Genomic DNA, 22,359 nt, shown 5'->3' on the forward strand with positions numbered 1-22,359 from the left:
ACGTCGCCATCCGTAGGCCGGTCGAGAAGGGGCGGGATGCGCGTTCTCCTCGTGGACAACCACGACTCCTACACGTTCAACGTCTTCCAGCTCCTCGCCCGCGTGCTCGGTGAGGAGCCCCGGGTGCTGACCAACGACGCCCCGGAGTGGGCGGACCTCGATCCCGCCTCCGTGGACGCCGTGGTCGTCTCCCCTGGCCCGGGCCGCCCGCAGACCCCCCGCGACCTGGGCCGGGTCCCGGCTCTGTTGGAACACACCGGCCTTCCGGTCCTGGGGGTGTGCCTGGGCCACCAGGCCATCGCGCACCTGGCCGGCGCCCAGGTCTGCTCGGCGCCCGAGCCCCGCCACGGTCACCTGGCCCGGGTCCGACACGACGGAGCGGGACTCTTCGCCGGTCTCCCGCAGGACTTCACCGCCGTGCGCTACCACTCCCTGGCCGTCCCCGAACCCCTGCCCGAGACCCTGGCGGCCACCGCCTGGGCCGAGGACGGCGTGGTCATGGGCCTGCGCCACCGGGATCTGCCGCGCTGGGGCGTGCAGTTCCACCCCGAGTCGGTCGCCAGCGAGCACGGCGCCGACCTGGTCGCCAACTTCCTGACCATGGCCCGGGAACACCGCGGGGCGGCGAGGGCCGCCGTGGGCCGGGGGACCGGCGCACAGGAGTCTCCGAAGGCCGTGGCCGCGACCGCCCCCGCGCCTGAGATCCGCTCCGTGACACTGCCGTACGCCGTGGACACCGAGCGCGCCTACGCTCACCTGTACTCCGCAGCGGAGCACGCCTTCTGGTTGGACAGCTCCCGCCCCGAGGGGCCCGCCCGCTTCTCCTTCCTCGGAGACGCTCGCGGCCCCACCGCCGAGGTGCTCACCTACGACGTCGGCGACGAGGGTGTGCGGGTACGGACCGCCGCCGGAACACGAACGGAACCCGGCGACGTGTTCGAGGCGCTGGAACGCCGCACCCGCCACACACCGGGCGAGACCGGCCTGCCCTTCGGCTTCACCGGCGGCTACGTCGGCTACCTGGGCTACGAACTCAAGGCGGACTGCGGGGCGGCCCGTGCCCACACCGCCGCCACCCCGGACGCGGTGTGGATGCGCTGCGACCGTTTCGTCGCCGTCGACCACCACGAGGACCGCACGTACGTGGTGTGCGCGGACCAGGCCCCGGACGCCCAGGAGTGGCTCGAGGCCACCCGTCACGCGCTGACGGACCTGCCCCTTCTGCCCGCTCCCGCCCCCTCCGCCGCGCCCGTCGACCTGCCCGCCCTGCTGGAGCATCCGCGCGAGCGGTACGTGGACGGCGTCAAGGCCTGCCTGGGCCACCTCACCGACGGCGAGAGCTACGAGATCTGCCTGACCAACCGGGTTCGGCTGCCGGACCTCGGAAGGGGAGGCGAACTGGACTTCTACCGCCGCCTCCGAGCCGCCAGCCCCGCGCCGTACGCCGCCCTGCTGAGGGTGGGCGGCGTGAGCGTGCTGAGCGCCTCACCCGAACGCTTCCTGCGCGTGGACGCCGATCGCGTGGCGGAGAGCCGGCCCATCAAGGGCACCGCGCCCCGCCACCCTGATCCGGCCACCGACGCCAGGGCCGCCGCCGATCTGCGCACCGGCGCCAAGACCCGCGCCGAGAACCTGATGATCGTGGACCTGCTCCGCAACGACCTGGGACGGGTGTGCGAGGTCGCGAGCGTGGAGGTGCCCGCCTTCATGTACACCGAGTCCTATGCCACCGTGCACCAGTTGGTCTCCACCGTTCGGGGGCGGTTGCGCCCGGAGGTGTCCACGCTGGGGGCCGTGCGCGCCTGCTTCCCGGGAGGATCGATGACCGGCGCCCCCAAGCTGCGCACGATGGAGCTCATCGACCGGCTGGAGTCCTCGGCACGGGGGGTGTACTCGGGCGCGCTCGGCTACGTGTCGCACACGGGGCAGGCGGATCTGAGCATCGTCATCCGTACGGCCGTGCGCGCCGGCGGTGAGCTGGTCATCGGCGCGGGCGGGGCGATCGTGCTGGACTCCGATCCTGAGGACGAGTACCGGGAGATGCTGCTCAAGGCCGAGGTCCCGGCCCGCGGCCGGTGACCCCGGCGCCGACGCGGCCGGTCCTTCGGCGGCCGGGCCTTCGACGGCCGGTCCCGGGTCGACCCGGGAAAAGGGCTTGCCCACACGCCCGGCGGGCCCGAAGCTTGTCGCCCATGGAGATCCCTCGACACCAGATCCGCGCCGGATTCACCGATGACACGGTCACCGTGTACCAGGCCTACCACCCGGCCATCGGCGGCCCCGCCGTCCGCGACGGCCGCTTCCCGTCCTCGTGGAAGCGTGAACGGATGACCTGGATCAAGCCGTCGTTCCTGTGGATGATGTATCGCTGCGGCTGGGGGCGCAAGGAGAACCAGGAGACGGTCCTGGCGATCGAGATCACCCGCGAGGGCTTCGAGTGGGCGCTGCGCCACGCCTGCCTGTCGCACTTCAACGCCGATGTGCACGCCGACCACGACGAGTGGAAGGGCCTGCTGCGCGAGAACCCGGCCCGCGTGCAGTGGGACCCCGAGCGCGACCTGCGCCTGCGCCCGCTGAGCCACCGTTCCCTCCAGCTGGGGCTGGCGGGGGAGGCCACGCGCCGCTACGCCGACGAGTGGGCGGTCTCGTTCACCGACGTGACCCCGCTGGCCCACGAGGTCCGCGCGCTGGTCGAGGCGGGCGACCTGGAGGGCGCGACGCACCTGCTGCCGCGGGAGCGGCCCTACCCGATCGAGGAGCGGGACCTGGACCACCTGCGGCCGGCCCCGGAGTGAACACCCCGCGGCGTCGGCCGCGCGACGGGGCAGCGGCGGCCCTCCGGCTCGCGCGCACCCCGGACATGCCGAAGGTCCCACCGATGTGACTCGATGGGACCTCCGACGTGCGAGACCAATACGGCGGTCGCCTCTCGGCAAGGGGCACAACACGGTTCCTGCCGCCCGGTCGCCCGTAGGCGCCGGACGCGGTATTCCGTGAAGGCTGTGTGTGAGCCCGGGGGACACTTTCTACCGCACTGGCCTGCGAAGGGTGTAACCAGGAGGGGGCGCCCGGTATTCCGGGGCCCGGCGCCCCTTCCCGCCCCTCAGTCGAAGACGGGCTCGCCCTCTCGGACCAGGCGCCAGTTGACCGTGTGGAAGTCGGCCGGGTCGATCGTGCCGCTCTCGGTGGCGTAGTCGATCAGGGCCTGGCGCACCTCGATCTGCTCGTTGTAGACCACCGGGGCGTCGACGATGTGGGGGAAGCCGCCGCCACCGGACTGGCGGTAGTTGTTCACTGCCATCACGAAGCGCTGGTCGTCGGCCACCTCCGCGCCGTCCAGGGTCAGCGAGGTGATCCGCTGCCCTGAGGGCCGGGAGATGTCGATCTCGTACTCCAGCCCCGCGATCTGGTCGAAGTTGTAGTCCGGGGTGCCGCCCGCGTTGGTGATCCGCTCCGGGTCCACCGCCGCACCCGGCGCGACCTGCTCGAAGTACCGGGCGGAGAACTCCAGGTACGCGCGCACCTGGGCGCCGGTGATCTCGCTGGCCAGCAGCGTGTTGTCGTAGATGTACAGACCCGCCATATCGCGGATGCTGACGTCGCCGGCCGGGAAGACCGCGGAGCGGCTGAAGGGCGCCGCGATCGAGATGACCGGCAGGTCCGCCTCCGGAGTGCCCGCCAGCGCCGCGCGGACCGTCTCGATCTGCACGTGCTGGATGTAGTCCACGATCGCGGTGTCCGTCCAGCAGGCGCGCGCCGCGCTCAGCTCCTCGGTGGAGGTCGCGATCACCTGGTTGACGTAGTCCACGGCGGTGGCGTGCTGGCCCTCGACCGCCGCCAGGACGTCCGGGTCCTCCTCGACGGTGTTGGCGTTGAGGGCGACCGCGCTCTTGGACACCACCCGCCACCGGCCGCGCTCACGGCGCAGCGCCAGGTCCATGACCGACAGGCGCCGGCCCCAGAACGAGGGCATCGACATCAGGACGTCCTCGCCCGTCACGCGGTTGGTCACGAACCGCTCCGGCACGTCCCGGTGGGAGTGCCCGAACAGGATCGCGTCGATGCCCGGGACCTCCTCGGCCACCAGGGCCGAGGCGTTCTCCACCGGCAGGTCGTCGCCGTAGGAGGAGGTGCCGTTGTCACCGGAGTGGGCGCTGACGATGACGATGTCGGCGCCCTCGGCGCGCATGATCGGCACCCAGTGGGCGGCGGTCTCCACCAGGTCGCGGAACTCCAGCTCGCCCTCGACGTGGCGGCGGTCCCAGATGATGGTGCCGGGGTTGGTCAGCCCCAGCACGCCCACCGTCAGCGGCTGTTTGCCGGGCTTGTCGGTGCAGGTCACCCTCATGCGCTTGAGGACGTAGGGCTTGTAGGCGGGGTCGTCGGTGCCGTGGCGCACGGCGTTGGCGCCCAGGACGGGGGCGTCCATCTGCTCGATCCACGCGTCCAGGTGCGCGAGGCCGTAGTTGAACTCGTGGTTGCCCAGGGCCACGGCGTCGTAGCCGACGGCGTTCATCGCCAGCGCCATCGGGTGGGTCTCACCGGTCTCGGTGAAGGGCTCCACGCTGTTGTAGAACGTGGCCAGGGACGACCCCTGGATGGTGTCGCCGGAGTCGAACAGCAGGGTGTTGTCCGTCCCCCGCTCGGCCCGCACCTGCTTGATCAGGCTGGCGGCCTTGGCGATGCCGATGTGGTCGCCGTCGGCGTTCTCGTACTCGGCGTTTTTGAAGTAGTCCCAGTTCAGGCAGTAGCCGTGGAGGTCGGACGTCCCCATGACGGTGATGAGGGCGTCACGCGTGGAGGACGCGGCGGCGGTGCCGGGCCACCCGGCCAGGGCCAGCGCGCCGGCCGCGCTGAGCCCGCCGATCGCGCCGCGTCGGGAGAGGGGGGAGTCCGCGGCCATGGTGGTTCTACCTCCGGTGTTCGGTGACGTGCGAGCGCTTCAGGCTAGTGAGACGCGCCGTGGCACGGAAGTGCATCGGTGTTAACAATCGGCGCACCTTCCGCACCCGTCGGGTGCACGGTGTCCCGTCGGGTGCACGGTGTCCCGTCGCGCGCCGCACGGCGCATGGAGGCGTCAGGGACCGGAGCTTCCGGGGCTGGCGTACCACAGCCCGCGCGGGGCCGCGGTGACCGAGGGCAGGTCGGCGTAGGGGGAGACGCGGAACCCGCTGGAGTAGCGGATCCGGGGTCCGCCCACGCCGCGGCCGCGCGGGGCCCGGGCGGACCCCTGGGGGCGCAGGGCGTCGGCCAGGCCCTCGGCTCCGGACTCCTCCCACGCCGTGGTGAGCTCGCCGAGGTCGTAGGCGTGGGTGGCGGTCACGGTGGCCATCCCCGAACCCGACCGGCGCACCCGGCCGCGCACGGCCAGCAGCCAGGACCCGAACACGGTGGACGCGCACCGGTCCTGCACGGACTCGAAGAAGGTCAGGTCCACCAGCCCGGTCGCGTCGTCCAGGGTGGTGAAGATGATCCGCTGCCCCGACCGCACCGCCGGGGTCTGGGTGGCCACCTTCACCCCCGCCACCAGCACCTCCTGCCCGTTGGGGACCAGGTGCAGGTCGCGGGCGGGGACCAGGCGGTGCCCGGCGGCCAGGGCGGCCAGCAGCTCGGCGTGGCCGTCCAGCAGGTGGCGGTCCACCTCGTACCCCAGCACCTCCAGTTCGGCGCGCACGCGTTCGTCGTCGCTCATCTCCGGCAGCGCCCCCCGTTCCGGGACGGCCCCTGAGACCGGCAGGGGGATCTGGCCGCTGTCGGTCCTGGTGCGCCCGGCCCGTTCCAGGGCGCTGACCTGGAGGAGGAGATCGCGCCGGTGGGGTGCGGCGGGGTCGGAGCCGATCCGGTAGAGCGCGTCGAAGGCGCCCACCCTGACCAGGTTCTCCAGCACGTCGCGGGACAGGCGGGCCCGGTTGGCGGCGTCGGGCAGGGAGTGGAAGGGGCGCTCGGCCAGGACACGGCCGATCTCGGCCGCGGTGATCCCCCGGACGTCGGCCAGGGAGGCGCGCACGCCCCACGTGCCGCCCACGTCCTCCACCCGCCACCGGTCCTCGGAGCGGTCGATGTCCACGCCCAGCACGGGGACGCCGAAGCGGCGGGCGTCGTCGATGATGGCGCGGCGGGGATACATGCCGGGGTCGTGGGTGAGGACCCCGGCGTAGAAGGCGGCGGGGTGGTGGCGTTTGAGCCAGGCCGACTGGTAGGTGGGCAGCGCGAACGCGGCGGCGTGGGCCTTGCAGAAGCCGAAGGCGCCGAAGGAGGACAGGATCTCCCAGACCCGTTCGATGATCCGCGGGTCGTGCCCGCACTCCTCGGCCATGGTGGTGAAGGTCCTCTGCACCTGGGCGCGTCCCTCCTCGGTGCCGAGCCGGCGGCGCATCGACTCGGCCTGGTCGAGGCCGCAGCCGGTCATGGCGTGCAGGGTCCCGATGACCTGTTCGTGGAAGATCACGACCCCGCCGGTCGGTGCGAGCAGGTCGGACAGGACGGGGGAGGGGTGGATCGGTGGGCTCAGGCCCTCGCGAGCGGCCAGGTAGGGGGTGATCATGTCGCTGCCGACGGGACCCGGCCGGAACAGGGAGATGTCGCAGATCAGGTCGTCCATGTCGGCGGGGCGCAGGCGGCTGACGAGTTCGCGCTGGCCGGGCGACTCGATCTGGAAGCAGCCCAGGGTGGCGGAGGAGGAGATCATCCGGTAGGTGGACTCGTCCTGGGGCAGGGTGTCCAGGTCCAGCTGCTCGCCGGTGGTGCGCGCCACCTCGTCGCGGGTGTGGGCCATGGCCGACTGCATGCGCACGCCGATGACGTCGAGTTTGATCAGGCCCATCTCCTCCACGTCCTCCTTGTCGAACTGGACCATGGGGTAGCCGGCGCGGCTGGGCTCCAGGGGCGTGCGCTCGCGCAGGGTGGAGCCGGAGACGACCAGGCCGCAGGGGTGCATGGCGATGTGTCGGGGCAGGCCGTCCAGGCTCTCGGCGAGCCGGAAGAGGGTCTGGGCGGAGGCCGAGTCCAGGCCGGTGCCCTGGAAGCCGCGCAGTTCGGGCAGGTCCTGGGCGGCGGAGCGGATACGGCGGGCGCGCACGTGGGGGAAGGCCTTGGCCAGGGCGTCGATCTCGTGCGGGGGGATCCCCATCGCGGCGCCGACGTCGCGGATGGCGCTGCGGGCGCGGTAGGTCTCCATCATGGACACGCACGCGGTGTCGGGGTAGGCGGCGAAGACCGCGTCGTAGGCCTCCAGGCGGCGGGCGGACTCCACGTCCAGGTCGATGTCGGGCAGGCCGACGCGGCTCTGGCTGAGGAAGCGCTCCATGAGCAGCCCGTGGTCCAGGGGGTTGATCGCGGAGATGCCCAGCAGGTGGTTGACCAGGCTGCCGGCGCCCGATCCTCGGATGGAGCACCGGATGCCCTTGTCGCGGATGCGCGCGGCGGCGTCGGCGACGGTGAGGAAGTAGGCCGACAGGCCCTTGCGCTCGATGACCTCCAGTTCACCGGCCAGGCGGTGCACGGCGCCGGGGTCGCGGTGCAGGCCGAGCCGGTGCAGGCCGTCGTCGCAGTCGCGCCAGAGTCGCTCTCGGGGGTCGTGGACGTCGGGCAGGTGGGCGCGGTCCATGCCCAGGTCGGCGTCGGGGTCCATGGCGCAGGAGGCGGCCAGGGCGTTGGTGTGGGCGATCAGGCGGCGGGCCGCCGTGTCGTCTCCGCACAGGCGCCGGGCGACCTCCAGCATCTGGGCGCCGCTCTTGAGGTGGGCCTGGGCGGTGGCGGGGCCCGGGCGGGTGCCGCCGGGCAGCCAGCGCCGGGCCTCGTCCAGGACGTGGGCGACCTCGGCGTCGGTGGCGCGGGGGTAGCGGACGGCGTTGGTGAGCACGGCCAGGGTGCGGGTCCGGGCGGCCAGGTCGAGGAGGGCCTGGGCGATGCCCCGGTGGCCGGGGGTGTAGTGGTCGACGAGCTCGATGACGGTCTCGGCGGTGGCGCGCCAGCGGTCCAGGAGGCGCTGGGCGAGGCCGGGACGGCCCTCGGCCAGGGCGGTGCCGACGTCGGAGTCGGGACCGAGCAGGACGACGAGGCCGTCGGCGTGCTGGGCCAGGGCGTGGAGGGACAGGGCGGGGGTGTCGGCCGCGGTGTCGTGGGCCTGGGTGACCAGGCGGCACAGGGAGGCCCAGCCGCGCCGGCCGCGGGCCAGGAGGGTGACGCGTCCGCCGTCGGGCGCGGCCACGGCCAGGTTGCAGCCCAGGACGGGGCGCAGGCCCGCCTTCTGGCAGGCGCGCACGTGTTTGACCATGCCGTAGACGCCGTCGCGGTCGGTGAGGGCGATCAGGCCCATGTCGAGTTCCGCGGCGCGTTCGACGAGCCGGCCGGGCGGGGTGGTGCCGTAGCGGGCCGAGGCCGAGGAGACGACGTTCAGGTGCGCGAAGTCCGCGTGCCCGTGGGCCTGCGGCATGTTGTTCCTCCCCTGGGGTGGTGCACCGGGTTCGGCACGGGTGCTGATGTGACCCATGGGGAAGAAGTGCCGAAATCGAACTTATGTACGAATCATAGCTCGGATCGCATCGAACACAAACCCCTGACCTGCCCAAACGCGAAAACGGTTGGCCCCGGCACCCTCGCCTGACACAGGATGGCCGACAGGACAGGGGATCCCGCCATGGAGAGAGGACGTGCGCGCATGGAGAACGAGGACGTCGACCAGGCGATCGCGGCGGAGCTGCGCCTGCTCGATCCCGACGTCCGCGTCTCGCCGAGCCTGGCGTCGGAGCTGCTCCACCCCGACTTCACCGAGGTCGGCCGGTCCGGGCGGCGCTGGGACCGCGCGTCGATCCTCTCGGCGCTGCCGACCATGGCCGGATCCACCCACCAGGGCCGCGTCCAGGTCTCCGGCATGACGGGCAGGGCCCTCGCCCCGGGCGTCGTGCACCTGGCCTACGCGACCCAGGTCGAAGGCGTGCGGGCCTGGCGCAGTTCCGTATGGCTCAGGGGCGGTGACGGCGCCTGGCGGGTGCTGTACCACCAGGGCACGCCCACGCGGGCGTGCGAGTAGGCGACGAGACCACTCCCGCCGTGGCAGCACCACGCCCGCGCGGGTGTGCGAGAAGGGCCGCGGGTCACGCGGGCGCGGCCCCGCGCCTGAGGCGTACGGAGCCCGAGCCCACCCTGGGTCTCACGGTCGCGGCGTGAAGGACTCCAGGGTCTCGTGGACGACGCGGTCGTAGGACCGGCGCTCGCTCTGCGGCCCGTACCAGGCGATCCAGTACGCCGTGGTCCCCTCCGCCTCCACCACGTGGGACTGCAGGGCGAGGCTGAAGCGCCGGGTCTCCTCCCAGCCCAGCATCTCGGCCGTGTTGTCCAGGCCCGTGTAGGTGTCCTCGAACATCGCGGCGTCCCAGTCCCCGGGCACGTCGGTGTAGTCGGCCGGATCGAGTTCCTTCTGGTCCCAGTCCTCGAACCCGAGTTCGGCCGCGGCCTCGTTCCAGGCCTCGACCGCCTCCGTGCCGGCGTCCTCGTGGGCCGGGTCGTCGTACCAGCCGACGGCCATCGCCGTCTCCGGGAAGTCCTCGTCCCCGTCGGGCGCGAGGAAGAGCACCGAGCCCGAGGACGCGTGCGGCTCGCTCTCCTCACGCACCTCCCACCCGCGCGGGTGGTCCACGGAGACCCGGTCGCCCTCGTAGCGCTCGTAGTCGACGGAGAGCGCGTTCGGCAGGAGCAAGTACACGACCAGTCCCACCGCCAGGAGCCCGGCGACGGTCGCCGATCCGGCGATGAGCAGGAGGCGGCCGCGGCCGTCGGAGGCGTTCTGGGGGCTGACCATGACGGCCCTTCCGCTAGGGCGTGTATGACGGACACTCACCCTGCTGCGCGACGCCCCAGCGGTACCCTCGCTGCGTTCTCATCAGTCAACAGCCACACCAGGATGCTTCCTTCTTCGGCCTTGCGAGGCCACCACTGGAACGCCGCTCGCGACGGGCGGCATCCGTCATACACGCCCTAGTGTTCTGAGTCGTTAATTCGATGAAGATACGCGGCGATGGTTTCGAAGATCTCCTCGGCCGTCTTGGTCCACACGAACGGCCGGGGGTTCTCGTTCCAGGTATCGATCCACCCCTGGAGTGCGTGCTCCAGATCGCTGACCGAGGTGTAGGACCCCCGCCGGATCATCCTGCGGGTGATCTCGGCGAAGAACCGCTCCACCAGGTTCAGCCAACTGGAGTAGGTCGGGATGAAGTGCAGGTGGAAGCGGGGATGGGCCAGCAGCCAGTCCTTGACGATCGGCGCCTTGTGCGTGCCGTAGTTGTCCACGATGAGGTGGACATCCAGCCCAGGGGGCGTTTCGCGGTCGATCTGGTTGAGGAACTTGCGGAACTCGACGGAGCGGTGCCTGCGGTGGTGAGCCGAGATCACCTTGCCCGAGGCCGCGTCCAGGGCCGCGAACAGGGTGGTCGTACCGTGCCGGATGTAGTCGTGGGTCTGGCGCTCGGGCACGGCGGGCATCATCGGCAGCACCGGGGCCGACCGGTTGAGCGCTTGGATCTGGGACTTCTCGTCCACGCACAGCACCAGTGCCGCGTCCGGCGGGTTGAGGTAGAGGCCGGTGACGTCGCGGACCTTCTCGATGAAGAACGGGTCGTTGGACAGCTTCCACTCGTCGACCAGGTGGGGTTTGAGCCCGAACGCTCGCCAGATCCGCGAGACGGCGGTCTGGTTCAGCCCGGTCCGCTCGGCCATCGACCGGGTCGACCAGTGTGTACCGCCGTCGGGCGAGGGCTGTTCCAGGGTCTGGCGGATGACCTCCTCGACGTGGGCGTCGGTGATCTTGCGGGGCTGGCCGGGGCGGTCCTTGTCGGAGAGCGCCTCCAGCCCGCCGTCGATATAGCGGTTGCGCCACTTGCCCACCGTCTGCGGCCAGACCCCCAGCACCCGGGCGACCTCGGCATCGGTGCCGCCCTCGGCGCAGCGCAGGATGATCCGTGCGCGCTGCGCCATGACCTGCGCTGACGTGGGCCGCCGTGCGATCTGTTCCAGCGTGCGCCGGTCCTCGTCACTGACTACCAGGGGCCTTTTCTTCCTGCCGCGTTGCGCCATGAGACCATCGTAACCAATTATTCATCGAATTAACGACTCAGAACACTAGGGGATCGACGGTGGGCGAGCCTAACAAACCGGCCCGGAGGGCCTCGGGCCGGTGGCACGGCGCAGGTCCGGCCTCCCCCCGGACCCCTTGACCGCAGTGACCTGCATCACTTATGTTCGCTCTCGGAACACTCGTTCGCAAAACGTACAAAATGTGGGTCGTTGTGGAAGCACGCCGCCCCGGCCGGTCCCCCGACCGGAGGCGCGACACCCCCCGACCGCCGAACGACTCAGGAGCGACAGATGCGTTCACACGTGACCGCCCTCGGCGCCGCCACCGTCCTGCTCCTCGCCACGGCCTGCGGTGGCGCCGGCCAGGGCGAGGCCGAGGACGGCGAACTGCGCGACGTCACCGCCGGGGCCATCCCCATCGTCGACGTCGCACCCCTGCACCTGGGGGTGGAACAGGGGTTCTTCGCCGACCGCGGCATCAACCTCACCATCGAGCCCGGATCGGGCGGCGCCGCCGCCATCCCCGGCGTGATCAGCGGAAACTTCGAGTTCGCCTTCGGCAACGTCGTCTCCCTGCTGGTGGCCCGCGACAACGACATGCCCCTGAAGATCTTCTCCAACGGTGTGGCCACCAACGGAGAACAGGGCGCCGACTTCAGCGGTGTGTTCGTCCTCGACGACAGCCCCGTGGAGACCGCCGCCGACCTGGAGGGCCTCACGGTCGCCGCCAACAACCTGCTCAACATCGGCGACACCACCGTCCGCGAGTCCGTGCGCCAGGCCGGCGGCGACCCCTCCACCGTCGAGTTCGTCGAGATGGCCCTGCCCGACATGGCGCCCGCCCTGGAGAACGAACAGGTCGACGCCGTCTGGCTGGTCGAGCCGTTCACCACCATGGCCATCGAGGCCGGCCACCGCGAGATCGCCTCCAACTTCGTCGACACCCACCCCGACCTGACCGTGGCGACCTACTTCACCTCCGAGCAGATGATCGCCGAGGAGCCCGAGCTCATCGACGACCTCGACGCCGCCCTGCGCGAGTCGCTCGCCTACGCCGAGGCCAACCCCGACGAGGCCCGCCGGATCGTCTCCACCTACACCGAGATCGACGAGGAACTCCTGAACGAGGTCCGGATGCCGCGCTGGCCCGCGGAGGTCAACGAGGAGTCCGTCGGCGTGCTGGCCGACCTCATGGTCCAGGACGGCATCGTGGACTCCGAGCCCGACCTGACCGCCCTGTACCGCTGACTCCGGGAGCCACGACGTGCCCGACCAACGCCGGCCCCCCGAGACGGTCCGCGACCACACCCTGCGACTCCTGCGCGAACTCGGCCTGACCACCGTCTTCGCCAACCCCGGGTCCACCGAGGTCCCCTTCCTGGTGGACCTGCCCGACGACATCGAGTTCGTCCTCGGCCTGCACGAGGGCTCGGTCGTGGGCATGGCCACCGGGTGGGCCCTGGCCCGCGAGCGCCCCGCGCTCGTCCAACTGCACACGACCGCCGGACTCGGCAACGCCGTCGGAGCACTGGCCACCGCCCGCGTCAACCGCGCCCCGCTCGTGGTCCTGGTGGGCCAGCAGGACCGGCGCCACCTCGCCCACGAACCCTTCCTGGCCGGACACCTGCAGGGCCTGGCCGGGGACTACCCGGTCGCCGTCCACCAGCCGGTGCGCGCCCAGGACGTGCCCGGAGCCGTGGCCCGCGCCCACCACGAGGCCGTCCAGGGGCGCGGCCCCGTGCTCGTCGTGGTCTGCATGGACGACTGGGCCCGGCCGATGGAGGCCGACCAGCCCCGTGCCGCCCCCATCCGGGTGGCGCGGCCCCAGCACGTGACCCCCGACGACGCGGCCGCCACCGAGATCGCCGCCTTCCTGGACGGGGCGCACTCCCCGGCGCTGGTGGTGGGCGCGGGCGCCGACAGCGCCCCGGCCTGGCGGGCCCTGACCGACCTCGCCGAGCGACTGCGCGCGCCGGTCTTCCAGGAGAGCTTCGGCGCCCGCGCCGGGTTCCCGCAGGACCACCCGCTCTTCGCCGGGCACCTGCCGGCCGAGCGCTCCCGGCTGCGCGCGGCCCTGCGCGGAAACGACGCGGTCCTGGTGGTGGGCGCCCCGGCGCTGCGCCAGTACATCTACGCCGACGGGCCCCTGGTCGACGCCGGAACCCGGCTGGCCATGGTCGGTGACGACCCCGGCGAGGCCCACCGCGCCGCGGCCGACCTCGCCGTCATCGCCCCCGTGGCGCCCTTCACGGCCGCGGTGGCCGCCCTGGTCACGCGGCGCACGGACGCGCCCGCGCCGAGCCGTGCCGCCCCGGCATCGGCCGCGGACGTGCCCGAGCCGCCCGCCGAGGGCGAGCTCCTACGCCCGGCGCACGTCCTGGCGGCCCTGGCCGCACGGGTGGGGCCGGAGACCGCCGTGGTCGAGGAGACCCCCTCCAGCCGCCCGCGGCTGCACCGCCTGCTGCCCGCCCGCGCACCCCTGGGCTTCCTGTCGGCGGCCATGGGCGGACTGGGTTTCGCCCTGCCCGCGGCGACCGGCCTGCGTATGGCCGACCCGACCCGCCCGGTGGTGGCCGTGGTCGGCGACGGCTCGGCCCTGTACCAGGTCCAGGCGCTGTGGAGCGCCGCCCGCTACCGTGTCGGTGTGCTCTTCGTCGTACTGTCCAACGGCCGCTACGCGGTCATGGACCGCCTGGCCGAGCACGGCGGCGGCAAGGCGCCCTGGCCCGACTTCCCCGAGGTGTCCCTGGCCGCGCTGGCCCGCGGACTGGGCTGCCCGGCCGTCGAGGTCGCCACCCACGCCGAGCTGTGCCACGCGCTGGACGAGGCCACCGCCGACCTCGCCGGGCGCGACACCCCGCTGCTCCTGGACGTCACCGTCGCCCCCGATCCCGATTTCGCCCCCTGACCGGGGTCGGCTTCCCACCACCACGAAGGGAAAGAGAACGCATGCCACCCACGTCCCTGCCGCCCTTCCGCGCCGACCACGTCGGCAGCCTCCTGCGCCCCGAGCGCCTGCTCGCCGCCCGCCAGAGCCACGCCGACGGCGCCCTGGCCGCCGACGAGCTGCGCGCGATCGAGGACGAGTGCGTCCGCGAGGTCGTGCGCATGCAGGAGGACGTCGGCCTGCGCACCGCCACCGACGGCGAGTTCCGCCGCTCCTCGTGGCACATGGATTTTCTCTATCAGTTGGGCGGGGTGTCCAAGGTCCAGGACCACCTCAGCATCACCTTCCACAACGAGAGCGGCGACATCGAGTTCACCCCCTCGGGCCTGCGCATCGCCGAGCGCATCCGCTCCGAGGGCACGATCTTCGGCGACGCCTTCTCCTACCTGGCCAAGACCGTCACCCGCAACACCCCGAAGCTGACCATCCCCTCGCCGAGCATGGTGCACTACCGGGGCGGGTCGGCCGCGATCGATCCCGCCGTCTACCCCGACCAGGAGGAGTTCTGGGCGGACCTGTCGGCCGCCTACGCCGCTCAGATCCGGGGTTTGGGGGAGTTGGGCTGCACCTACCTCCAGCTCGACGACACCAGCCTGGCCTACCTCAACGACCCCGACCAGCGCGGCATGCTCGACGGGCGCGGTGACGACAGCGACCGGCTGCACGTGCGCTACATCCGCCAGATGAACGCGGCGCTGGCCGACCGCCCCGAGGGGATGCGGGTCACCACCCACATGTGCCGGGGCAACTTTCGTTCCTCCTGGGTGGCGCGCGGCGGCTACGACCACGTCGCCGAGGAGCTGTTCAACGAACTGGACGTCGACGGGTTCTTCCTGGAGTTCGACGACGAGCGCTCGGGCGGGTTCGAGCCCCTGCGCTTCGTCCCCGAGGGCAAGTTCGTGGTCCTGGGGCTGGTCACCACCAAACGGGGCGAGCTGGAGAGCAAGGACGCGCTCAAGCGCCGGATCGAGGAGGCCGCCCGCCACGTCCCGCTGGAGCAGCTGTGCCTGTCGCCCCAGTGCGGCTTCTCCTCCACCTTCGAGGGCAACGACCTCAGCTACGACGAGCAGGTCGCCAAGCTCGCGCTGATCGTGGAGACCGCCGAGGAGGTCTGGGGGTAGGCCGCCCGCCGCTCAGGCGGCGACGGCGGGGGCGAGCTTGTCCAGCTCCTCCAGGGCGGCGGCCACCGCGGGGTGCCGCCGCCCTCCCTGGCGTGTGCAGGTCAGGAGTTTGCGCGCCGGCACGGGGGTGCCGTCCAGCCGCACCCGCGTGACCGGGAGCGAGGGTGAGAAGTCGGCCAGACGGGGGATGAGCGTCACCCCCAGCCCGTGGGCGACCAGGACCGCGGAGGCGCCCCAGTCCATGGTCCGGTGGACGCCGTCGGGGGTGAAGCCCGCGGCGCGGCACGCCGACAGGGCGTGGTCGTGGCAGGTGGTGCCGGAGACGGGCAGGATCCAGGACTCGGTGGCGGCCACGCTCAGCGGCACGCGCTCACAGCCCGCGAGCGGGTGGTCGTCGGACACCACCAGGTCGAGTTCGTCGTCCAGCAGCGGTTCCTGGTCGAAGCGCGGATCGGTCCGGGGCGGAGTCCCGGACGCCGCCTCGATCACGGCCAGCTCGATCTCGCCCTGGAAGAGCAGGTCCAGGCTCATGCCCGGTTCGGCCTCCAGCAGCCGCACGTCCAGGCGGGGGTAGCGCCGGCCCAGCGCGGCGGCCATGGGGGCGAGCAGACGCGCCATCGCCACGGGGAAGCCCGCCACCCGGAGCGTTCCGGCGGGTGCGGTGTCCAGCCCGCGCATCTCGGTCTCGGCCCGCTCCCAGCGCGCCTCGATGGCGTCGGCGTGCTCCAACAGGCTCTGCGCGGCGGTGGTGAGCCGCACGCCGCGACCCTGGGGTTCGAGCAGGGCCACGCCGAGCTCACGGCCCAGCTGGCGGATCTGCTGGGAGGCGGCCGAGGGAGTGAAGTGCAGGGCCTGCGCGGCGGCGGTGACCGTGCCGTAGTGCGACACGGCCCGCAGGATACGCAGGCGGCGCAGATCGATCATGTAGGTGATTCTTCACGGTTGCGTTCACCAACTCAATCTCGACATTGAAGGTCGCCAAGACCGAGGCTGGAGGTGACCGCGAACGAACGAGTGAGAGGTGCGCCATGACGACCGTCTGCCCCCACTGCGGATGGCCCGACGACCAGCCCTTCCACGTGGTGTCCCGGCACGGGACGGGCACCGGGTCGACGGTCTGGGTGCGGTGCGCGTGCGGGTCGGTGCAGCTGCGCGAGATCGGCCCCGCCGGCACGCGGATCCTCTCGCGCGGACGACCGGACCCCGACGCGCCGCGCGAGCGCTGCGGCGCCTGACACCGTCCACAGGCTCCGGAACGGTCATGTTCGACCGCCGACGGTACGCGATACGGTAACGGACATGGGAGACACACCGACACGACCGTCCACGTCGGCAGAGGACTACGTGAAGGTCGTCTACGACCTCCAGGAGCGCGGCACCGGCCCGGTGACGATCTCCGGAATGGCCGAACGGCTGTCGGTGTCCAACTCCTCGGTCTCGGGCATGCTCCGCAAGCTGAGCGAGATGGGCCTGGTGGAGCACCAGCGCTACGGGGCGGTCAGCCTCACCGAGTCCGGCACCCGGGCGGCGCTCGCCGTCCTGCGGCGGCACCGGCTGCTGGAGACCTACCTCGTCGCCGAGCTCGGCTACTCCTGGGACGAGGTGCACGACGAGGCCGAGATCCTCGAACACGTGGTCTCGGACAAGTTCGTCGACCGGATCGCCGCCCACCTGGGCGACCCGGTGGTGGACCCGCACGGCGACCCCATCCCCACCCGCGAGGGCGACATCGTCGAGAGGGAGTCCTTCCTGCTGTCGGAGGCCGAACAGGGCACCCGCGGCGTGATCGTGCGGGTCAACGACACCGACCCCGACCTCCTGCGCTACCTCGCCGACATCGACATCGGCATCGGCATGACCGTGGAGGTCCTCAAGCGCCAGGCCTTCGCCGGATCGCTGCAGATCTCCGTGCGCCCCGCGGAGGGCGCGCCGGAGCGGCCGCAGGACCTCGGCCTGGTCGCCGCCGAGGCCCTGTGGATCAGCCCGGACGCCAAGTAGGGCCCCGCGCCGCGAGCGGGCGGGGCCCCGGCCCGGTCAGCCGCGCGGGCGCACGCCCGGAGTGCCCTCGTCGATGACGAACCGGGCCAGGTCGCCGATCGGCGCCCCCGGCTCGCTCACGTAGTCCACGACTCTGTAGTCGGCGGTCCACTCGGTGGGCGTGACCACGTTGCGCACGTAGCCGCGCCGGCGGTTGATGTAGTGGATGTGCGGGTTCTCCTGGAGCTGGACGGCGTCCGTGGGCCGCTGGTCCATGCCGTCGCCGCCGCTGGTGAAGGAGGTGCCCACCAGTTCGGTGGCCACCGTCGCCGAGTCCGGGTCGTCGAAGTCGGCCTTGACGTCGCAGACGTAGTTGGCGTGCACGTCGCCGGTGACCACGACGGGGTTGGCGGTGGAGGCGAGCCGGTCGCGGACACTGTCCCGCTCCACCCGGTAGTTGTCCCAGGCGTCGTCGCTGTAGGTGGCGTCGTCGCCGTCGGTGAAGTCGCGCTGGGAGAAGAACACCTGCTGGGCCAGGACGTTCCAGCGCGCCCCCGAGTTCGCCAGGCCGTCGAAGAGCCACTCGCGCTGCCGCTGTCCGAGCAGCGTCCGCGCGGGGTCGTCGCGTTCGCCGTCCTCGGCCTGGACGCTGCGGTACTGGCGGGTGTCGAGCAGGTGCAGGTCGAAGAGGTCGCCGAAGGAGAGCCGGCGGAACAGCTGCAGGTCCGGCCCGTGGGGGCGCTGGGCCGAGCGCAGCGGCATGTGCTCGTAGTAGGCCTGGAAGGCGCGTGCGCGCCGGCGCAGGAACTCCTCGGGGTCCACGTCCTCCCCGTAGGAGGTGTCGTCCGCCCAGTTGTTCTCGACCTCGTGGTCGTCGAAGACCACCGCCCAGGGGAAGGCGGCGTGCGCGGCCTGCAGCCCCTCGTCGGTCTTGTACTGGGCGTGCCTGATCCGGTAGTCGGACAGCGAGGTGGTCTCGTAGGCCGGCAGGTGGCCGCGGCCGATGGTGCCCTGGCCGCCGCCCTCGTAGATGTAGTCGCCGAGGAAGGCCACCAGGTCCAGGTCCTCCTGCGCCAGGTGGGCCTGCGCGGTGTAGTGGCCATGGGTGTAGTTCTGGCAGCTGGCGAACGCGAAGGAGAACCGCTCCGGGGAGGAGCCGGGCGCCGGGGCGGTCCTGGTCCGGCCGACCGGGCTGATCTCGTTGCCCGTGCGGAAGCGGTAGAAGTAGTCCGCTCCGGGACGCAGGCCGTTGACCTCCACGTGGACCGAGTACGCCGCCTCGGGGCCCGTCTCGACGTGCCCGGAGGCGGTGATGCCGCGGAAGTCCTCGTGCTCGGACACCTGCCAGAGGACCTGGGCCCGCCGGTCGGGCATGCCGCCCAGACCGTTCTCGGCCAGGGGGTCCGGGGCCAGCCTCGTCCACAGCACGACGCCGTCGGGCAGCGGGTCGCCGGAGGCGACGCCGAGGGTGAAGGGGTCGGACACGCGCGCCCACCCCCGGCGGACGGGGCTCGCGTGCGCGGCGGGCGCGCCGAGGCCCACCAGGGCGGCCGCGCCCAGGCCCACGGCTCCGCCGACCAGGACCTGGCGGCGGGTCGTGGCGGGCGCGGAGGCGGATCGGGTGCGGGCGGAGGGCACGACAGGGGTCTGGTCGGGGGAGCCGTGGGGGGAGGGGACGGTACCGGACATGCGCGGTCTCCTGAGGTTCGGTGAAGTTCCCGCCCCTCGGCCGGTGACGAGCGGGACCGTGCTCTATCCGGCCACGAGGGGCGGAACGTCCCAACTACTCCGTGGTGAACATTGCGATCCGTTGCGTGACGACAAGGTTACAGATCGTTGCCATTACCTGGCATGGAGGCGCGCTGCAGTGGAGTTCCGTGCTTTGTGTCAGGCAACGGACACCATGAGTGACGGAGATGGAGCCGCTCCGCGAACGACTCAGGCGCCCGCGGTGGGCGTCAGCCGACCGGCTCCTGGGGGAGGGCGGGCAGGCCGTCGATGCTGGCGGCGTTGCGTTCGTGCCAGTAGCGGGCGAAGGAGTCCGGGCCCTGGCGCTCATGGTGGCGGTCCAGCAGGTCGCGGTCGCCGCGCAGGTCCATCAGCGGCACGGAGAAGCCGCAGGAGTCGGAGATGCGCTCGACGTCGACGACGATGACCGAGCGCTGTCCGGTGGTGCGCTCCTTGGGGAAGTGGGCGCGCAGCTCATCGAACCCGGCATCGGAGGGCAGGACGACACGTCCGCGGCCGTGCAGGCGCACGATGTTGGGCGGACCGTCGAAGGCACAGAACATCAGCACGATCCGGCCGTTCTCGCGCAGGTGCGCGATGGTCTCGGCGCCCGATCCCGTGTAGTCGAGGTAGGCCGCGCTGCGCTCTCCCAGGACGGCGAAGGTACCGCTCATGCCCTTGGGGGAGACGTTGACGTGGCCGTCGCCGTCCAACGGCGCGGTTCCGACGAAGAAGACCGGCTGGGCGAGGAGGAACCGCGCCATCCGGTCGGTGATGGTGTCGAATATCTTGGCCATGGCGCAGAGTCTGCCACCCGGCCCCGGTCAGGCCCCGGGTGGGACGGCCCCGGCGACCGGCACCGTCGTGGTGGCGCGCTTCAGGCGGGCATCGGGCGGGCCCGCACGACGTGCTTCATCACGAGCGTGGAGCTGAGGTGCTGCACGCCGGGAAGGGCCGCCAGCGACTCGTCGTAGAGCTCCCGGAACGCGGCCAGGTCGGCACTGACCACGCGCAGCAGGTAGTCGGGGTCGCCGAAGAGGCGCTCGGCCTGCAGGACCTGGGGGATGGCGGCGACCGCCTCCTCGAACGCCGAGACGGTGTCCCGGTCCTCCTGGCGCATGGTGACGAAGACGAGTGCCTGAAAGCCCAGGCCGACGGCCTCGGCGTCGACGACGGCGCGGTAGCCGCTGATCACACCGGAGCGTTCGAGTTCGCGCAGCCGCCGGTGGCAGGGCGAGACGCTGAGCCGTACGCGGGCGGCCAGGTCGGTGACGCTCAGCCGGCCGTCGGTCTGGAGCTCGGCAAGGATCTTGCGGTCGACGTCGTCCATGGGGGAAATTCTTCCACGAACGGCCGGTTCCACGGCGAAACTTGGCACCATCTTCGGCCCATTCGTGGCTATTCTTCCCTCCGATCCACTCTTGACCAGGAAGAACCGCCTCCATGGCCACCACGTCCATCGCCGGATTCTGGGCGGTCTCCGTCCTCCTCGTCCTCGTCCCGGGAGCCGACTGGGCCTACACCATCGCCGCCGGTCTGCGCGACCGGTCGGTCCTGCCCGCCGTCGGCGGCCTCATGGTCGGCTACGCCGCGCTGACCGGTGTGGTCGCGGCGGGTGTGGCCGCCCTCATCGCGAGCACGCCCGCGGTGCTCACCGCCCTGACCGCCCTGGGCGCCCTGTACCTGACCTGGTTGGGCGTGGCCACGCTGCGCCGGCCGCCGGCGCCCGCGGCCTCGGCCGAGGCCGGCCCGGCCGCCCCGTGGGTGCGGCGGGTGCTCATCGGCGCGGGCACCAGCGGCCTCAACCCCAAGGGGCTCCTGCTCTTCCTTGCCCTGCTGCCGCAGTTCACCGACCAGGACGGCGCCTGGCCGCCCGCCGCCCAGATCGGCGCCCTGGGACTGGTGCACACCCTCAGCTGCGGCGCGGTGTACGCGTGCGTGGGCGTGCTGGCCCGCACGGTGCTGCACGCCCGGCCGGCGGCGGCCCGCGCGGTCGCCCGCACGTCGGGGGTGGCGATGATCGTGATCGGCGCGGCCTTGCTGGTGGAGCGGCTGAGCGGGTGACACGGCGCCGCCACGGCTATACACTTCGGATACCCGAAGTATTGTCGGTGGGAGTCGAGGAGGCGCACCATGGCCGTGAAGCACCCGAAGTACCCCAGGGCGCCACGCCGGACTGACCGTCGATCCGCCGCACGGCCCACTCGTGCGCGCGAGCTCCGAGCGCGACGACGCCATCGAGGCGTGCAAGGAGTCGGCCCGCGCCCTCGCCGACCGGCCCGACGTGCTCAGGGCACGGGTGTTCGAGGCCGTGCTCATGCCCCCGCTCAAGGGCGCCCCGCGCTTCGACGTGACGATGCTGGTGGAGACCGGGTCGCCCGCCGTCCTCGACGCGGTCCGCGCGGCCGCCGACTTCGACGCCCTGGGCGCCGACCTGGTGATGCCCGCGGTCAACCCGGCCCGCATCGGCGACACCGAGGACCCCGCCGACGGCGTGTACCTGTTCAACCACTTCGTGGCCGAGGACGGCGACGCCGGCGTCCGGGTCTGGGAGGACCTGGCCGGCTGGTACACCGTCAAGACCGGCGTCGACAACTCCCTCCCGCTGCGCGCGGTGGGACCGTCGCCGTTCGCCTTCGTCAACTATGCGCGCCTGCCCGGCGGAGCCGCCGCCTTCCTGGTCACCCAGCTGGCCCGGCCCGGTTTTCACCGCTTCGTGCGGCGCCGGCTCCGGGAGAACGGCATGACCGCCCTGCCGGTCCTGTACCGGCCGGCCTGAGAACCCCGGTTCGACCTGCGCCGATCCGGAGGACCGATACCATCGGCCCATGAACGGGGATGTCGACGACGGTGCGCCTGTACCCGACCGTGAGCTGGTCGAGGGGGCGCTGCGGTACGTCCCCCTGCTGGAGACCTACTACCGGCGTGCGCACACCGAGATGCCCGACGAGCTGCGGCACCTGTTCCAGGACCACCACCTGACCGCCCGGCACGGCGCCGTCCTGGCCCAGCTCGCCCACGACCAGCGGCCCAGCGTGGGAGAGCTCTCCACCCGCCTCGGCGTGGGCCTGTCCACGGTCAGCGAGATGGTCGGCGACCTGGACCGGGTCGGCCTGGTGGTGCGCCACCGCGATCCCGACAACGGGCGGCGCGTGCTGGTGGCGCTCTCCGACGAGCACAAGGACACCATGCGCGCCTTCATGGCCGGCCGCGCCGGGCCCCTGGTGCGCGTGTTCGAGCGCCTGACGCCCAGCCAGCGCGAGGGGTTCGCCGCGGGGCTGCGCGCCTGGGCCGAGGAGATCCACCGCGACTGAGCGCGCTCCACGGCGCCCTCCGCGGCCGAGCGCGGGCCGCGCCAGGGGCGCGGCCGAAATCCCCTCGCGCCGAGTGTCGGCCTGCGCCTATCCTGAGGGCATGCGTCGACGACATTGATCCTCCACACGTCCTGCGGTACGGGCACGAGGCCCGCCGGGTGCACACCCACCCCGGCGCCCACCTCCACCCGACCGAAGGACC

General features: G+C 72.1%; 19 protein-coding genes. 11 read left to right on the forward strand and 8 right to left on the reverse strand.

The window, feature by feature from the left end; all coding sequences use genetic code 11:
* Positions 1-36: 36 nt before the first annotated feature.
* The gene (gene pabB, locus DFP74_RS22370; RefSeq protein ID WP_121184413.1) at positions 37-2,079 is read left to right on the forward strand and encodes an aminodeoxychorismate synthase component I; all 2,043 of its coding nucleotides are present in this window, start codon (positions 37-39) and stop codon (positions 2,077-2,079) included.
* A 113-nt stretch (positions 2,080-2,192) separates the two neighbouring features.
* On the forward strand, positions 2,193-2,795 hold the full coding sequence (locus DFP74_RS22375; protein WP_121184415.1) for a DUF4291 domain-containing protein: 603 nt from the start codon (positions 2,193-2,195) through the stop codon (positions 2,793-2,795).
* A gap of 308 nt (positions 2,796-3,103) precedes the next feature.
* Here the strand turns inward: DFP74_RS22375 and DFP74_RS22380 are convergent, their stop codons facing one another.
* The gene (locus DFP74_RS22380; RefSeq protein WP_121184417.1) at positions 3,104-4,903 is read right to left on the reverse strand and encodes a bifunctional UDP-sugar hydrolase/5'-nucleotidase; all 1,800 of its coding nucleotides are present in this window, start codon (positions 4,901-4,903) and stop codon (positions 3,104-3,106) included.
* A 174-nt stretch (positions 4,904-5,077) separates the two neighbouring features.
* Positions 5,078-8,434 carry a DNA polymerase III subunit alpha gene (locus tag DFP74_RS22385; protein ID WP_121184419.1) on the reverse strand — a complete coding sequence of 1,119 codons (3,357 nt, stop codon included), beginning with the start codon at positions 8,432-8,434 and terminating at the stop codon, positions 5,078-5,080.
* Between the two features lie 204 nt (positions 8,435-8,638).
* On the opposite strand from DFP74_RS22385, the gene DFP74_RS22390 reads away from it, so the two are divergent.
* Entirely contained in the window at positions 8,639-9,031 is a 393-nt protein-coding gene (locus tag DFP74_RS22390; protein ID WP_233571106.1) for a DUF4440 domain-containing protein, read from the forward strand.
* 120 nt (positions 9,032-9,151) lie between these two features.
* Here the strand turns inward: DFP74_RS22390 and DFP74_RS22395 are convergent, their stop codons facing one another.
* Entirely contained in the window at positions 9,152-9,799 is a 648-nt protein-coding gene (locus DFP74_RS22395; RefSeq protein WP_121184423.1) for a hypothetical protein, read from the reverse strand.
* A gap of 176 nt (positions 9,800-9,975) precedes the next feature.
* Positions 9,976-11,070 (reverse strand): IS630 family transposase, encoded by a 1,095-nt coding sequence (locus DFP74_RS22400; protein WP_121180406.1) that lies wholly within the window; start codon positions 11,068-11,070, stop codon positions 9,976-9,978.
* Positions 11,071-11,361: 291 nt separating this feature from the next.
* On the opposite strand from DFP74_RS22400, the gene DFP74_RS22405 reads away from it, so the two are divergent.
* From DFP74_RS22405 to DFP74_RS22415, 3 genes are read left to right on the forward strand one after another with little or no spacing between them, the layout of a single operon-like run.
* A complete protein-coding gene (locus DFP74_RS22405) occupies positions 11,362-12,318 on the forward strand; it encodes an ABC transporter substrate-binding protein (RefSeq protein ID WP_121184425.1) in 957 nt (318 codons plus the stop codon).
* Positions 12,319-12,334: 16 nt separating this feature from the next.
* Positions 12,335-13,978, forward strand: a complete 1,644-nt coding sequence (locus tag DFP74_RS22410) for a thiamine pyrophosphate-dependent enzyme (RefSeq protein ID WP_121184427.1) — start codon at positions 12,335-12,337, stop codon at positions 13,976-13,978.
* A 41-nt stretch (positions 13,979-14,019) separates the two neighbouring features.
* On the forward strand, positions 14,020-15,138 hold the full coding sequence (locus tag DFP74_RS22415; protein ID WP_121184429.1) for a 5-methyltetrahydropteroyltriglutamate--homocysteine S-methyltransferase: 1,119 nt from the start codon (positions 14,020-14,022) through the stop codon (positions 15,136-15,138).
* A gap of 12 nt (positions 15,139-15,150) precedes the next feature.
* On the opposite strand, the gene DFP74_RS22420 is transcribed toward DFP74_RS22415, so the two are convergent.
* The gene (locus DFP74_RS22420; protein WP_121184431.1) at positions 15,151-16,062 is read right to left on the reverse strand and encodes a LysR family transcriptional regulator; all 912 of its coding nucleotides are present in this window, start codon (positions 16,060-16,062) and stop codon (positions 15,151-15,153) included.
* 104 nt (positions 16,063-16,166) lie between these two features.
* Here DFP74_RS22420 and DFP74_RS22425 point away from each other — a divergent pair, with 104 nt between their 5' ends.
* Positions 16,167-16,373, forward strand: coding sequence for a hypothetical protein (locus tag DFP74_RS22425; protein ID WP_121184433.1), 207 nt, complete (start codon positions 16,167-16,169; stop codon positions 16,371-16,373).
* A 64-nt stretch (positions 16,374-16,437) separates the two neighbouring features.
* The gene (locus DFP74_RS22430; protein WP_121184435.1) at positions 16,438-17,136 is read left to right on the forward strand and encodes a metal-dependent transcriptional regulator; all 699 of its coding nucleotides are present in this window, start codon (positions 16,438-16,440) and stop codon (positions 17,134-17,136) included.
* 36 nt (positions 17,137-17,172) lie between these two features.
* Here the strand turns inward: DFP74_RS22430 and DFP74_RS22435 are convergent, their stop codons facing one another.
* From DFP74_RS22435 to DFP74_RS22445, 3 genes are all read right to left on the reverse strand, one after another.
* Entirely contained in the window at positions 17,173-18,804 is a 1,632-nt protein-coding gene (locus DFP74_RS22435; protein ID WP_121184437.1) for an alkaline phosphatase, read from the reverse strand.
* Positions 18,805-19,073: 269 nt separating this feature from the next.
* Positions 19,074-19,640, reverse strand: a complete 567-nt coding sequence (locus DFP74_RS22440) for a pyridoxamine 5'-phosphate oxidase family protein (RefSeq protein ID WP_121184439.1) — start codon at positions 19,638-19,640, stop codon at positions 19,074-19,076.
* A gap of 80 nt (positions 19,641-19,720) precedes the next feature.
* The gene (locus DFP74_RS22445) at positions 19,721-20,173 is read right to left on the reverse strand and encodes an Lrp/AsnC family transcriptional regulator (protein ID WP_121184441.1); all 453 of its coding nucleotides are present in this window, start codon (positions 20,171-20,173) and stop codon (positions 19,721-19,723) included.
* 113 nt (positions 20,174-20,286) lie between these two features.
* Here DFP74_RS22445 and DFP74_RS22450 point away from each other — a divergent pair, with 113 nt between their 5' ends.
* The 3 genes from DFP74_RS22450 (at position 20,287) to DFP74_RS22460 (ending at position 22,157) form a co-directional block, all read left to right on the forward strand.
* Complete coding sequence (locus DFP74_RS22450) at positions 20,287-20,907, forward strand: LysE family translocator (RefSeq protein ID WP_121184443.1); 621 nt, start codon at positions 20,287-20,289, stop codon at positions 20,905-20,907.
* 142 nt (positions 20,908-21,049) lie between these two features.
* Positions 21,050-21,622 carry a hypothetical protein gene (locus tag DFP74_RS22455; RefSeq protein ID WP_121184445.1) on the forward strand — a complete coding sequence of 191 codons (573 nt, stop codon included), beginning with the start codon at positions 21,050-21,052 and terminating at the stop codon, positions 21,620-21,622.
* A 49-nt stretch (positions 21,623-21,671) separates the two neighbouring features.
* The gene (locus tag DFP74_RS22460; RefSeq protein WP_121184447.1) at positions 21,672-22,157 is read left to right on the forward strand and encodes a MarR family winged helix-turn-helix transcriptional regulator; all 486 of its coding nucleotides are present in this window, start codon (positions 21,672-21,674) and stop codon (positions 22,155-22,157) included.
* Positions 22,158-22,359: the final 202 nt, after the last annotated feature.

This window comes from Nocardiopsis sp. Huas11 (assembly GCF_003634495.1).
Lineage (GTDB): Bacteria > Actinomycetota > Actinomycetes > Streptosporangiales > Streptosporangiaceae > Nocardiopsis.